Source organism: Herbaspirillum sp. meg3 (assembly GCF_002257565.1).
Classification (GTDB): Bacteria; Pseudomonadota; Gammaproteobacteria; order Burkholderiales; family Burkholderiaceae_D; genus Herbaspirillum.
Window position 1 is genome coordinate 483143 of record NZ_CP022736.1, and the last position, 14856, is coordinate 497998.

12 protein-coding genes and 1 pseudogene are annotated in these 14856 nt (G+C 51.8%); 7 read left to right on the plus strand and 6 right to left on the minus strand.

Going from position 1 to position 14856, the window contains the following annotated elements:
* A complete protein-coding gene (locus hmeg3_RS02210; RefSeq protein ID WP_157739198.1) occupies positions 1–390 on the plus strand; it encodes a hypothetical protein in 390 nt (129 codons plus the stop codon).
* A 314-nt stretch (positions 391–704) separates the two neighbouring features.
* Here hmeg3_RS02210 and hmeg3_RS02215 read toward each other — a convergent pair whose 3' ends face one another.
* From hmeg3_RS02215 to hmeg3_RS02235, 5 genes are all read right to left on the minus strand, one after another.
* Positions 705–1286: a mechanosensitive ion channel family protein gene (locus hmeg3_RS02215; protein WP_094562287.1), complete on the minus strand. Its 582-nt coding sequence runs from the start codon at positions 1284–1286 to the stop codon at positions 705–707.
* Between the two features lie 35 nt (positions 1287–1321).
* Positions 1322–2686 (minus strand): ATP-binding protein, encoded by a 1365-nt coding sequence (locus hmeg3_RS02220; RefSeq protein WP_094562288.1) that lies wholly within the window; start codon positions 2684–2686, stop codon positions 1322–1324.
* Positions 2679–3356, minus strand: coding sequence for a response regulator transcription factor (locus hmeg3_RS02225; RefSeq protein ID WP_094566088.1), 678 nt, complete (start codon positions 3354–3356; stop codon positions 2679–2681). Before hmeg3_RS02225 ends, hmeg3_RS02220 begins: the two co-directional genes overlap by 8 nt.
* A 355-nt stretch (positions 3357–3711) precedes the next feature.
* Positions 3712–4872, minus strand: coding sequence for a porin (locus hmeg3_RS02230; RefSeq protein ID WP_094562289.1), 1161 nt, complete (start codon positions 4870–4872; stop codon positions 3712–3714).
* Positions 4873–5147: 275 nt separating this feature from the next.
* A complete protein-coding gene (locus hmeg3_RS02235; RefSeq protein ID WP_094566089.1) occupies positions 5148–6707 on the minus strand; it encodes a tetratricopeptide repeat protein in 1560 nt (519 codons plus the stop codon).
* A gap of 854 nt (positions 6708–7561) precedes the next feature.
* Here hmeg3_RS02235 and hmeg3_RS02245 point away from each other — a divergent pair.
* From hmeg3_RS02245 to istB, 6 genes and pseudogenes are all read left to right on the plus strand, one after another.
* A complete protein-coding gene (locus hmeg3_RS02245) occupies positions 7562–7891 on the plus strand; it encodes a DUF4148 domain-containing protein (protein ID WP_094562291.1) in 330 nt (109 codons plus the stop codon).
* A 538-nt stretch (positions 7892–8429) separates the two neighbouring features.
* Complete coding sequence (locus hmeg3_RS02250; protein WP_094562292.1) at positions 8430–9455, plus strand: IS110 family transposase; 1026 nt, start codon at positions 8430–8432, stop codon at positions 9453–9455.
* Positions 9456–9831: 376 nt separating this feature from the next.
* Complete coding sequence (locus hmeg3_RS02255) at positions 9832–10845, plus strand: IS110 family transposase (protein ID WP_094562293.1); 1014 nt, start codon at positions 9832–9834, stop codon at positions 10843–10845.
* Positions 10846–11339: 494 nt separating this feature from the next.
* A pseudogene (locus hmeg3_RS25000) lies at positions 11340–11465 on the plus strand (helix-turn-helix domain-containing protein); the annotation flags it as partial.
* A 108-nt stretch (positions 11466–11573) separates the two neighbouring features.
* Entirely contained in the window at positions 11574–13109 is a 1536-nt protein-coding gene (istA, locus tag hmeg3_RS02260) for an IS21 family transposase (protein WP_094562294.1), read from the plus strand.
* The gene (istB, locus tag hmeg3_RS02265) at positions 13106–13930 is read left to right on the plus strand and encodes an IS21-like element helper ATPase IstB (RefSeq protein WP_094562295.1); all 825 of its coding nucleotides are present in this window, start codon (positions 13106–13108) and stop codon (positions 13928–13930) included. Before istA ends, istB begins: the two co-directional genes overlap by 4 nt.
* 602 nt (positions 13931–14532) lie before the next feature.
* On the opposite strand, the gene hmeg3_RS02270 is transcribed toward istB, so the two are convergent.
* Entirely contained in the window at positions 14533–14856 is a 324-nt protein-coding gene (locus hmeg3_RS02270) for a c-type cytochrome (RefSeq protein ID WP_198361772.1), read from the minus strand.

The window sequence follows — 14856 nt, forward strand, 5'->3', positions numbered from 1 at the left end:
ATGACATTCAGTATAGGCCGACCGCTAAAAGCAGTTTTTTGTGTCATCACGATGACAGCTATTTTAGGCGGGTGCTCCACACATCCCGTGGCGTCTGTTCGCGAAGGCGCTATCGATGCATTCATTCAAGGCGACTATCCGCTTGAAAAAAACGTAGCGGATCTTCCGCCGTGCTTGAAGGATATTCCAGTTGCACAACTGATGACGAAAAAGTATATCGAGTTGTCTTATCGTCCCAGCAGCAGCAAATATCGCACGCTCACTATCGCCGAAGCGCCTAGCGCGGGATTTGCGAAGTCTGGCGTTCACGTTGAAGTGATCCCGGGTGATTGCCGAAAGGGCGAACTGGCGACTATCATTCGTCCGCTGTATTCGCACGACCCGTCATAGTTACCCTTAGTCAGCGTTGGGTGAGAGACGGCGATAAATCGGTTGTTCCCCTTATCCTGCAATGCAAATGAGCCCAATTGAACCGACAAGCCACACAGACGTTCTCCAGATAGTGTTTGGTGGCTCCGTGGTATTTTTACTGTTGATGGCATGCTTCGTTATTTGGATCAAATACGGCAAGCAATCGAGCAAAAAAAATAAGTCGCCGGCGAACAAGCGATCGATCAAAGGTAAGCCGGTACGCGCAAGAGCAAGTCAGAAGAAACGATAGCCCTAGCGCTACTCAATATATAGAGTCGAATCCAATAGGAATGCTACAAATCTGCAGACGAATCATCGTGCCAGCGGCGAACGATACGTTGAAAAAATAAACTGTTCGGTAATTGCAACGTTGTGTAGCTATTGCCGTGACTCTCCCTCAACGTCGTATAAACCAGATTGATGTCGACCACGCGCCCCTTGACGCCTGGCTTGTCTCCACCTTCCAATACTTCAATAGTGTCGCCAATACGAAATGGTTGCGTCGTATAAATCAAGAGAGCACAAAAGAGATTGGAAAGAACACTCCATGCCGCAAAAAAAGCAATCGCGCCAACGGCTGCAAAACCTGTAAAGGCCGACCAAAGGACAGCACCGGAGACGCCCATCCGTTCAAGCGACCAAAGTAGTGCGCCACCGTAGACGACAAAGCCAACAACACGTTGTGAGAGAGAAGCAACTTTCTTTGGAAGCAAATAGGTTCGGCTGAGTTTTCCGATAAGCCGGTTGGAAATGCGCATGACCATTAGTGCACACAAGACGATAAGTGCAACCTCAACGGCCGGCACCAAAACGTCAAACCAGTCTGCTATCCATTGCGGCAAGCTGTCATGTATAGATCGAAGATGCTTATTCATGTAATGTCAAAGTCTGCAAAGCGTTAGGTGAGAAGTCATTCCGTCGTACGCAGAATCAACACTGCGCGCAAGCCTGGCTTATTGTCGCTCAACTCTAACTTCCCACCGTGTAATTTTGCAACAGCCGCCACTACGCTCAGCCCCAAGCCTACCCCGGGACTGGCGCGACTGGTATCGCAACGGTAAAACCGTTCTTGCACCTTTGAAATTTCATCCGTTGCAATGCCAGGGCCGTTGTCGCTTACCTCAATAAATATTGATCCGTTATCGATCCGGCCGCACTCGATTTTTACTGTGCCATTTTTGGGCACGTATTTAAAAGCATTGTCCAGGAGATTTCCTACCGCCTGCACGATGAGCAACGCATCTCCCCGCAGTGTCAAGGATGGTAGATTTTCGAGCGACAGACTTGCCAGATGCGACTCGGCAGCAGGCTGATAAAAGTCGACCACATCTTCGAGGAGCTCGGAAACGTTCAGAGGCGCAAATCCCGATCGACGCGCACCGCTATCAATCTCAACGAGGCGTAAGAGAGCGTTGAATATTGCAATAACGCGGTCCACGTCGCCAATGGCGCCATCGACTTCGACCATCACCCATTCTTCTCCGGGGCGACGTAAGGCCAGCTCCTCTAGCCGCGATCTCAATTCGGTCAAAGGCGTCCGCAGGTCATGAGCGATGGAGTTCGACACATTCAGCACGCCATCCATCAATTGCTCGATCTGTTCCAGCATACGGTTTTCAGTCTCAACAAGGATGCCGAGTTCGTCCTCTTCTCCGTTGTGAGGAAGGCGATGCGACAAGTCACCTTGCATGATGGCCGAGGCAGCCTGGTTGATATCCTTTACTTTCGCCAGAAGGCTGCGTCTGACGACAATGCCTCCGATAACGCCCAAGAGAATCACAATGGCGCCGGAGCCGCTCAATCCAATGATGAACATACTCTCCAGCACGCGATATCGATTGATATCATGAGCGAGAAGGAGATGGAAACCGTTGTTGAGCGTAATGTGTTTGGCGAGGATCTGCGTAGAACGCCCGTCAAGGTTGACCACTACTCGACCACTGGAGAAGTCCGCACTGACAGTTTGAGGCCAGATGGTCAGATTGCCGGCCAAGCGATGCAGGGAAGCGTCAGTCAGCAGAACAATATCTTCGGAGTCTCCCTGCGTGGAACCGACGCGGGATTCAATGGATCTACTTAGAGCAGCGACACCTTCTTCGTCGAAGATTCGCTGCAAGCGCTCACTATCAGCATGCAGAATATGACGCCAGTCCTGTTCGACGAATTCCTGCCATGCAACCCACAAGGGAGTAGCAAAACAGGCGAGCACCAGCAAACTAAAGAGGACATAGCACGTAGTGACAGCCCGGGCGGAGAACCTGAAGTATTTATTCATCAGACAGCATGTATCCGGAGCCACGGATTGTCTTCAACAACGAAGACGATGCACCAGTGTCTATCTTCTGCCTCAGCTTACTAATGTGTACATCGATCACGTTCGTCTGCGGATCGAAATCGAAATTCCAGATGTTCTGCAGCAACATCGTTCGTGTGACCACCTGGTTCGCGTGCAGAATCAGATATTGCAGTAAGCGGAATTCTCGCGGCTGCAGCATGATTTCCTTACCGGAACGATAGACTTTCCGGCCAAGAACATCCATATGCAGGTCGGCCACCACCAGGTAGGTACTCGTCGCAGAACTACGGGACCGACGTGTCAGGGTATTTAAACGCGCGAGTAGTTCTGTGAAGGCAAACGGTTTGACAAGATAGTCGTCAGCACCGCTTTGCAAGCCGCGAACGCGGTCATCGGTCTCTGCCATCGCACTGAGGATAAGAATCGGGACTGTATTACCCGACATGCGCAAGGCTTCCACAACACCCAAACCGTCAATGCCGCCTGGCAGCATGCGATCCATAATGATAGCGTCGTAGGCGGCGCTAGTCGCAAGCAACATGCCATCCCGTCCATTACCGGCATGATCAACATCGTGCCCGGATTCTCTCAGACCTTTTATTAAGAATTGCGCTACGCGCTCATTGTCTTCGACGATCAGTAGTTTCATCGTCGTCATCATTCCTGCGTCTTTTTGAAAAGTGGCCGTTGCCCGAATGTTTTCATGAGAAACCACATTGGGAGAGGCGATGTAGTCGCACGGGAATCGGCGACAGGTGAACGTTATGAAAAATCGTGTCGAAGGTCACCACGTTGGGCTCGTTTCTCGCACCGTTTTCGCAAGCACAAATGTATCACATTCCGCGCAAAACACCGAGGCAAAAAGGCCTCTTCCGCACTTGAACTCTGCTCACTAAACCATTGTCCTAGCCGGAATGAAGTGGGCTTGCATCGTGTTGATGCAAGCCCACTGCGCAAGGTTTTCCTGCAGATACATGGCGTATCTACGAGGCGCCTAACCCAGCTTAGAACTTGTGACGGATGCCCATTGCAACAACTGTTTGGCTCGCATCAGCACCACCGGTAGCTGCATTGCCAGTAGCGTCGCTGAAGACACCGCTGTTGGCCATGTTGGAGGCACGTACATTGGCAACGAATGCATACAGATCAGTGCGCTTGGACAGCCAGTAATCAGTGCCCAGACTCACTTGCGTCAACTTGCCTTTAGAGGACGAGTTGAAGTTAGCGCGGCTATGAGTCACAGCACCCAACAGCTTCAGCGATGGTGTCAGCGAATAGGCGGTACCCAGTTCATAAACATCGACCTTGTTAGCGCCGGCCAGAGTCTTCGAAGCGAAAGCTGTTGGCGAACCGGTATTCAGGTCTTGCTTGACGCGCGAGTAGTTACCGTACACGCGGGCAGGACCGAATTGGTAGCTGGCAACAACGTTCAAAACCTTAGCTGCGGAGTTGCCGGCGTTGGTAGCATCGCCCAGGCCAGTTGTACCGACGAGCAACGATGTATCGCTAGGTGTCGTACCTTGTTTCGATTGGTAGTAGTTGATACCCAGACCCAACGGACCATTTTCGTACTTGCCACCCAGACCGAATGCTTGACCAGCCGATGTTTGGCCGGCTTGCTCGCCGAAACCGTACATCAGGTTGCCGGTGAAACCGCTCAGGCTCTTCGTGGTGTAGCTAACCGAATTGTTTGTGCGAGTGCCTTCCAGGCGATCCAGGTTGTGACCGACGCCGCCCGTCAGGAAACCGAAGTCACCCACGGATGTCATCGCGGAGATGGTGTCTGCGTAGTCTGTTTGACGACCCAGCAAAACGGTACCGAATCCACCAGCCAGACCGACGACGGACTTGCGACGGAACAGTGTGTTCGTGGTCTTGGAATCGTCCAGGACGCCAGTATCGTTGCGGAATCCGGTTTCCAGATTGAATACTGCGCTCAGACCGCCGCCCAGATCTTCGATACCGCGAAAGCCGATACGGGAGCCTTGAATATTGCCGGAATTGAGACCGAACTTGCTGCCAGTACCAGTGCCGGCCGCGTTGACAGCCTTGCTTGTGTAGACGACGCCGGTGTCTACGATACCGTAGATAGTGACGGAGTTTTGTGCCTGAGCAGCGCCGGCGAATGCGCCGAGGACAGCCAATGCAAGCAGAGATTTTTTCATTTACTTTCCTTCAAAATGGTCTTAAGGATCCGCTCGTGTCGGCGGACCGTTGAACATTACGTTTTCTTCTTTGCGGTGGCTCTAGCTTTGTATAAAGAAAAAATTATTTCGGTGGCGACGGGGTAATGGCTTCGCATATGTTGTATTTATGTATCGCGATTTTTGTGGTGATTACTCTTGTTCGAATAGGAGCTCAATCCACAATAAAAAATAGCCGATGACAGCGAGAGCGCCGACATCGACTTGAGCACGACAGAGGGGATAGCGCTTGTTTTCTAGTCGATGTCCGAGAATACCGATTTCAACTTGTACTGACGCTGACGATAATTTCCTTCTGGTCCTTCGTAGTTCGAATCAATGTCGCTGAATAGTCGCGCGACAAGATTTACCTTCTGACGCTGATCCTCCGTCTCGACGAGGACGAGCCGTCGCTTGCTTCGACCATAGTATTTGCAAATGTCCACGACGAGACAGTGTCCATGATCTGCTTCACGAACGTCGACCAACAACGCCTCAGGCCGAGTCAACCCAAAGGCGGCCGCCAACTCGATTCTGGCGGTTAAGAAAGGATGGGCCGCACGTAGTTTATTCGTAACTTTCTCTGCCGCTTTTCTTGCCCAAGCATCGTTATTGGAACGCACAGAGAATCCCAAAAGAATCTCCCTGGCCTCTTCATGGCCTTGCTCTGCGGCTTTACTCCACCAGTACAACGCACGGACATCACTCAGCGCGTTATCACGTCTGGTTCGCCAAGTATTTTGAGCGTGCTCGAACTGCGCAGCCACAAGTCCCATCTCTGCCGCACGTTCTAAATACCTCCTGGAGGTGGGAAGATCTCGCTGGGAAAACTCAGACTTTGTGTAGATGATCGATAGTGCATGCCAGGCGAATCCGATTCCACCGCGTGCGGCTGCCAGCAACCATGGGATCGCCATCTTATAGTTGGCCAGACCGTGATCAGGAAAAGTCCTGCTCCCGTTCTGATCAATGCGTGCATGGAGCATACCCAACTCGAATCCGGCCTGAGGACTACCGGTCAAAGCTGCCAGTTCAAGAAGTTTTTGCGCCTTCGTAAGATCAAGCATGTCTCGCGTCATCAGCAATTGTGCATAACGAAGCAAAAGCTCAATCTCCTGCCCCTCTAGATTCACCGTGGGCCTGGCGTCCGTGTCGTTTCGTAGTTTTGCCAAGGCCGCCTCATGTTGCAGCAACAGCTTATCCGCTAAGGAATAGGCATTTTCCTCATAGGCAGTGAAGTCACCCTGACACCAAGCCTTTTCTAGTAGGGAATAGCGCGCACCTTCCACGCCTGCTCGCGCTGCTTGGCGCACCCATTGATCTTCGAATGTTTTCATCGGCGCATCCACCAAGGTTGCCAGCTCGGAGTTTGCATTCTTGCTTAAATCAGCTTGCTGAATCTGTTGTGCCAGCAGCCACTGAGCCTCATGGTTATCGGCCTCCGCCAGCTTGCGCAGTGTATCTATCGCTTTTTTCTTGACGTTTAAGCTAAAGTGCCGGGAATGTTCTAGTACTAAACGCGAGAACACCAGTCCGGCCTTGAAAATTCCTGAGTCGAACGCTTTTTCGTACCATCCTGCGGCCTCATAGGGGCGAGGCATCGTGCCAAGCAGCTCGTAGGGGACGTATCGTCCAATCATCATCCATGCATCTTGCAGTCCCTGCCTGGCGGCGCGTTCAAGCCAATAGAAAGCTGTCTCGGTACTTTGCGGGAGGCTACTTCCGCCAAAAAAGTAGCGAGTGCCTAGGGCAAGTTGCGCGGCGGCGGCGCCGGTACGGGCTTGTTTAATGATGGCAAGATCATTGCGAGTGGCCATATTAGCGGCCGCCCTTGCTCGTGACATTGCAGTAAGTTAAGGATGTGATGAACATGGGAATTCTCCATTGTGAAGCGAGGGGAACGCGACAACGGAGAAGGTGTACGACGTCGAATTTCAGGCCATCGGCATGAAATTCGCGCCATGAAAAACAAATTCGCCCGCACGTTGATCGCTTATTTTCGAGTGGATATTAGCGACGGACGGGGGCGTAAAGATGATGCGAAAAGATTAAATTTTGTTAATGAAAATGCGTTGATAAACTCCGTTTACAGGAGTTTTTGCAGATATAAAAAATATTCGTGTAAATCAAATATCGAGTGATCCATTGGCCAACCGGATGAAACAAGATGTGAAATCTTCTCATTGCAAAAAATTAATAATTGGATTGATTTCCGCTTCTCATGCACTCATTGCGACGGCAATGAAGGGCGTGGTGTGACGTATTGTCACAACAAATATTCATTCGATTTATAGCCGTTCGCGCGACGCCTCTAAATGGATGTTTAAAAATTTTTTACATAATCAAACTTCCACTATCGTCAAGCCCACGTAGCTTCTAAGAGGTATATGAGGCGCTAGGCGAATTCGAAATTTCCTACTTCGGACTGAGCATATAAGTCTCGGCTCGTCGCAGGAAGCGAGATTGCCGCGCTGATGTCGCGGCTCGTTCCGCCGTGTTCAAGAAAGAATTTCGAGGCCATCAGCTTCATTACAAATCTGTAATGACTGAGCAATCTTTGTGTGCGTATGGCCTCCTTAAAATTCATTCCAACGATACGCCAAATCACAGACATGGCGGTCGGCGGTGCCTGATTTAGCAGGCGACTTTTTGATCTTTTTGGAGTATTGACATGAAAACTTCCCACATCCTTTTTGCTACCCTAGTTTCCCTCGCTTCGGCTTCCGCATCCGCACAAATGTTTGTGAAGACCGACGCGGAACGCGATCACGCAAACCTCAGTGCCGGCGAAAGCTATCCAATTCTCAAATTCGAGAGCACCAAAACACGGGCCGAAGTAATCGCTGAGTTAGAAGCTGCTCGCCGCGGCCCTCACGCTGCTGCGGCAGAAAAAGCAGGCAGCGCTACAAAATCGGGTAAGGCGCAGAATGACAAGCCACAGATCGAGGGCAAGGCAGAGCAGAATACGCGCTTTGATGCCGGTCTCTACAAAGGCGCATAAGAAATCAGATCTTCAATACTTTTTTGATATGAATGTATTGATACCGGCTTCGTTGAGCGGAATCTATAGTTCAACCCACGAAGCGCATCCTGACTTTTCCGAACGGCGCGTTGTCATAGCAGTCGCTTTAGACTGCTTTGGCAACATCCCCCGTCAAAGAACAGGAAGCAATCTTCAACACAGTTATTCCATCGGAACGCATATTGAGGGACGGTCAGGATTCGTGCGAAATTTGTCAAAAAATGACGTAATCATATGAGTCCAGAAAGAACTCAACTGAATTCTTGGCGCCTCTACGCCGACATTGGCGATTGGAGTTCAATGCGCCGACTTCTTCAGTACATCATCACCGGGAGCGAGGAACTAGACTTTTGAGACAAAAAACTTGCGCGATGAAAGGGACGATATATAAATAAGTCATCTAAATCATAAAGACCTTATCGGTCAAAAAATGAGGATGTTGATTTACTGAGATGGACCCGACACCACCAATAGGATCAAACTAAGGTTTCATCCAATTTAAGTGTGGAGGTGTGTCATGGATATAGACATTCTCGGAATTGACTTGGCTAAACGGGTGTTCCAGTTGCATGGTGCGGATCGCGGTGGTTCTGCAAAGTACGGCGCTAAAGTAATGCGCGCGGAGCTTCTGGCTACCGTGCGCAAGCTGGCACCTCGAATTGTGGCCATGGAAGCGTGTAGTTCAGCCCATTACTGGGGGCGGCGTTTCAAGGAGCTTGGTATTGAAGTCAGGCTGATCAGCCCGCAATATGTCAGCCCCTTCGTCAAGACCAACAAGAACGATGCCAACGATGCCGCGGCCATCGTTGAAGCCGCCAGCCGACCGACCATGCGCTTTGTACCGGTAAAGTCCGTCGAGCAGCAAGACATGAGAGCCGTTCATCGCGTACGTGAATTGCTGGTGCATCAGCGTACCGCCATGATCAATCAAGTCAGAGGCTTACTCGGCGAACGAGGCGTGATCATTGCACAGACACCTGCGGCATTCAAACGTGCAGTACCTGTCGCGCTGGCCCAGTGCGAGGGCGATATGACGAGTACCTTCCAAGCTATTTTGATCGAGCTGCTGGAACAAATGCGTGTCCTGGAAGAACGTATTGCACGTACCAATCAATGGATCGCTGCATTCATGAAGCATTCTGTGTTGTGCCAGAAGATTCAGGCAATCGATGGCGTGGGGCCGATTACCGCGACGGCGATGGTCGCAGCCGTGGGCGATGCGAAGGAATTCAAAAACGGCAGGCATCTGTCTGCGTGGCTCGGTCTGGTCCCGCGTCAGTACTCCTCCGGCGGCAAGTCTCGCCTGCAAGGAATCAGCAAGCGCGGCGACACGTACTTGCGAACGCTGTTGATTCATGGCGCCCGGGTCGTATTGCGCTACGCGATCGGCAAAGCCGATGCGCGCAGCCGATGGTTACAAGATTTGATCGCACGACGAGGTTATAACCGGGCGGCCGTTGCGCTAGCAAATAAGAACGCGCGCGTGATTCAAGTGTTGTTGAGCCATCCGGATAGTTATCGCTTATCGGACAGGCCTGTTTGATAAGCTCGATTTGTTGTGGTCTGGGGAGGAAATAGACCGATCTCTTGTTTTGCGAAGCTTCTTAGAGTGATGACGAAACTGGTAAGACCGATACCCACAAACCTGCTTTCGATGCGGACTGTCTTTAGGGACAAGCCGAAGATTTGCTAAGGAATGGGTGTGCGAATCTCATCAAGGCTGCGGGCAGATATTTGACATTAGCCCACGAGCAAGCCGGATACATGCACGCAAACTGTTTCAACGTTACAAAAAGAACTTGCAAAAGGTGTCGGGTCCATACATGCATCTAAAACTGATAATCATCTAGCCGTCCTCCCTCGGCAAGCGCCGAGCGTAAAGTCATGGTGCGAACCTCACTTTATTCAGGAGAACGGCGATGTTATTTTGTGGCATAGACCTTCATTCAAACAACTGTTTCGTCGTCATCAGCGATGATGACGATCGGGTCCTGTATTCCAGGCGCCTGCCGAATAATTTGGATCAGATCTGCGCAGCGCTGGATCCGTATCGAACGAACTTGTTCGGTGTGGTCGTAGAGTCGACTTACAACTGGTATTGGCTTGTAGATGGACTGATTGACGCAGGCTACCCACTGCACCTGGCCAACACTACCGCAATCAAGCAATACGATGGTCTCAAGCATCGTGGCGATGAATCAGATGCCCGCCATCTTGCGCATATTCTCCGACTGGGATTGCTGCCTGAAGGTCATATCATGCCTCAGGCTACGCGTGCAGTTCGTGACCTGGCGCGCAAGCGTATGCAACTGGTTCAGCAGCGTACGGCGCATATCGTATCGATCGAAACCTGTTTGGCGCAGCAAACCGGAGGACGTCTCTCCACGAACGACGTGAAGCAGCTAACCGATGCACAGGTAGACGCTATGTCATTTGGCGCGGCGGAGTCGATGGGACTCAAAGCAAATCTGGCGGTGATGCAGGCACTACAAACGCAAATAGATGCTATCGAGAAAGCTTTATCGACACACTGCCGCGGTAATCCTGGATATCGGCTCCTCAAAACTGTCTCTGGTATCGGGCCTATCCTTGCCACAGTCATTCTGCTCGAAACCGGCAGCATCGAACGATTTGCCGATGTTGGTAACTATGCGTCTTATTGCCGCTGTGTGGGTAGCGTCCATGTCTCCAACGGCAAAAAGAAAGGCGAAGGCAACACGAAGAACGGAAATCGCTACCTGGCCTGGGCATACGTTGAAGCTGCCAACTTTGCGATTCGTTACTGTGAGCCGGCGCGCAAATTCTATCAACGCAAGAAAGCCAAACGCAACAGCATCGTCGCCATTAAGGCAGTAGCGCACAAGCTGGCGCGCGCCTGCTTCCACATGTTAAAGACGGGAGAGCAGTTCTCGATTAAGCGCTGCTTTACGTAAGTTTGGCAACGGCCGGTAAGCCAGTAAGTGGGTTGGACTTCGAGCCATCAAAAACTGATTGGATGCCGCGCCGTTTGCCATTGTTGTTTGTTCCGAAGGAAATGAATCGTCCGACATGCGAGCCACAAGGGTCTGGAACTGCGATGCAGAAGCCATAGAACTGTCCCACAATTGGACGCAGGTCGGTACCGAGATGCTTCTGGGGCAGTTGGACTGCCAGGGCGAAGAGAGTAGTGATGCTTCCGCTTGATCCATATGGGTGACTGGTGCGATTCACGCAACCATACACTGAAGCAAAGGGCACGAAGTCAGCCAGCAGAACATGACAGCGATGGCTTGATGAAATTGAGATATCGCGAAAGATTGCGAGTGGTAAGTTCGTACCCTTGACAACGGACGGCTAATGGGTGACCCACTTTAGCCCCAATTTTGCATCCAAAGTTGACCCACGTTTAAGACACAATCCTACCTAAGCAATTCGGTGGGAGATTGGAGTGATCGACGTGGCACTACTAGGCATTATTCGACGCTGGCACCTTCGCGACCAGGTCTCTTTAAGAGAAATATCCAGACGACTCGGCATTTCGAGAAACACGGTCAGATATGAATGCCGCGTGAATAATGTACCGGAGAGCGCGCTTGAAACGGCCGTGGATGGCGCGTTAAAAGTGTACCAATCCTAGCCTGTAGTCTTATGTACCTGAAGGTGCATAAGAAAGGCGGAAAGGATGTTTCCCGTGGACTTATACGTCAAAGTACGTCGCGCCGTGATGGTCGAGAACAAGAGTGAGCGTGCCGTTGCACGCTACTTCGGCATCCATCGCAATACCGTCAGGAAGATGTGTCAGTTTGCGGCACCTCCTGGTTATCGACGAGCGCCGGCCGCAGTTTCTCCGACGCTGGCACCGTTCGTGGCCATCATTGATGCCATCCTAGAAGCCGACAAGCAAATCCATGTGAAGCAGCGCCATACGGCAGTGCGTATCCGTGAGCGGTTGCGTGACGAGCACGGCTATGGTGGTGGCTATACCCTGGTGCGCGAGTACGTCAACGGCGTGGCGAATCGTCAGAAGGAAGTGTTCATGCCGTTGGCGCATCGCCCAGGTCACGCCCAGGTCGATTTCGGTGAAGCTGACGGCTACGTCAGTGGCAAGAAGATACGTTTCCACTATTTTTGCCTGGACATGCCCCATTCGGATGCCTGTTTCGTCAAGGCATATCCGACCGAAGACACGGAAGCGTTTCTGGATGGTCATCTTGCCGCCTTCGCGTTTCTCGGTGGCGTGCCGCAATCGATTCTGTACGACAACACCAAGATTGCAGTAGCCAAGATATTGGGAGACGGTCAGCGCCGACGAACCCAAGCCTTTGCCGAGTTGCAGAGCTATTACTTGTTTGACGACAAATTCGGACGTCCGGCTAAGGGTAACGACAAGGGTAAAGTGGAAGGCCTGGTCGGCTACAGCCGACGTCACTTCATGGTGCCCTTGCCAGTGGCCGATGACTTCGATGCATTGAATGCCCAACTACTAGACGGTTGCCTCAAACGGCAGCGTGCGGTGCTGCGTGGTCAATCTGAGAGCATCGCTCAGCGACTGGTTCGCGACCGTGCGGCATTGATGCCCTTGCCGGTCACGCCCTATGATGCCAGCCACAAACAAAGCAGCCGAGTGTCGTCGCAATCGTTGGTGCGCTATCGCACCAACGATTATTCGGTGCCGACGCAATACGGCCATCAGGCGGTGCTGGTCAAAGGCACCGTCGACTGGGTCGACATCTATCTGGTCGGCAAACCGGAATGCATTGCACACCATCGCCGCAGTTATGCCAAAGCCGACTTCGTGGTGAACCCGCTGCACTATCTGGCGTTGCTGGAGAAGAAACCACGTGCGCTGGAGCAAGCTGCGCCGCTGCAAACATGGGTATTGCCTGAGGTGTTCGAGCGACTGCGACGCCTGCTCGAAGCGCGCATGGACAAGCGTGGGCGCAAAGAATATATCCAAGTCTTGCGCTTGCTGGAAACCTTTAGCATCGGGCAAGTCGAACAGGCCATCGGCCAGGCTCATCATCTGGGCGTACTCGGCTTTGATGCTATCAAACATCTGGTGCTGTGCGCCATCGAGCGACGACCGCCCAAGTTGGACCTGACGCTGTATCCCTATTTACCGAGCACCACGGTTGGCACAACCGATGCCGGCAGTTACCTCAGTTTGCTTAGTCAGTCTGTGCCAGTGACGCGAGCTAATAGCAGAGGCAGCGTATGAACGAACCGTCCATCGAGGCCACTACAGTGGCACCGCAGGTGCTGCTGGTGAACCACTTCAAAGCGCTGAAGCTGCCGACCTTCGCCCGTGAGTATGAGAAGGTTGGCGCCGACTGCGCAAGGGAAGGCGTGGACTACCCGCGCTATTTATTGCGGTTGTGCGAGCTGGAGCGCATCGACCGCGAACGCCGCACGATGGAGCGGCGCATCCGATTGGCCCGGTTTCCGGTGACCAAGAGCCTGGATACCTTCGACTTCATGGCGATGCCGACCTTGAACAAATCCCTGGTACTGGAGCTGGCGCGATGTGAGTGGATTGATAAGCGTGAGAACGTCATCGCGCTAGGCCCTTCGGGTGTCGGCAAGACGCACACGGCGCTGGCGCTAGGATTGGCGGCCTGCCAGAAAGGACATAGCGTTGGCTTCACGACGGCTGCGGCGCTGGTCCATGAACTAATGGAAGCGCGTGACGAGAAACGGCTACGTGCTTTGCAAAAGCAACTGACCAACGTGAAGTTACTGATTGTGGATGAACTGGGCTACGTACCGTTCACGGCGGTGGGGGCGGAATTGCTATTTGAAGTCTTTAGCCGACGCTATGAGCATGGCGCCACGCTGGTGACATCGAACTTGCCGTTTGACGAATGGACCAGCGTCCTCGGTTCAGAGCGGCTCACCGGTGCGTTGCTTGACCGGCTCACCCATCACGTCCACATCCTCGAAATGAACGGTGAATCGTATCGATTGGCCACTAGCAAGAAACGGCAGCAACGCAATACAAAACCAAACACCGCAACCGAAAAAGGAGAGGCCAAACCATAAAAGCAACATCTTGAGGAAACGGGCTACGCTGCGCTACGCCCGTCACCCCAATTCTGCCTGGCATTGAAATACGGATTAAAAAGAGAAGAATCCAGGGCCACGATGGCTCTTTTATTTAACCTCGATTGGTACACTTTTAACGTGCCATTTGGTACATCTTCAGTCCGGCATTGACATGTTCGCGACCACAAAAACATTCTGGGTATTATTTTAGTTGCAGCACGTTTACAGAAGCTGATCGTAAAATATCATGATGCGGCCTAACTACACAACGAGATAGAAACAACTAAACGCCATTGTCATCACGGTGACACGGAGTCGCTAGCAGTCAAACTCAATGAGCATGCTGATGATGGGGGCGAGGTAGATGTCTATTTTTCTCTTCTTGTTCTTCGCGAGAAACGCCGCTTGTTTCAATTAACGAGTGTCAAAATCTCTTTTCGTGAGTTCAGATTCCGGCTGAGAACGGACCTGCTTAGAAAGTTGGAGTATGCACTTACGAAATAGGCGCAGCGTGACCGCTACCTCCATAAATGAAAACGGAGGCTACGCATAAAGCGGTAAGCCTCCGAACTAAACGTTAGAAAATTCTATCGCGGTTGCTATTTAGCGCCTTCGAGAATCCACTGAGCCAAGAGCTTTACATCAGCATCTGACAAATTTGGATGTGCCGGCATTGGAATTGCTCCCCAAACACCAGATCCGCCGCTCTTGATTTTCTTGGCTAGCGAATCGACTGCACCTTTGTCGCCTTTGTATTTGGCGGCTACTTCGTTAAAACCAGGACCGACAATCTTGTTGTTGACAGCATGACAGGTCATGCAATCGGATTTTCCAACAATAAGCTTTGCTTTGCTTGCATCAACAGCGTAAGAACTCGCGCTGGCGAATAGAGCACCGACAACAATCATAGTACGCAAAAACAT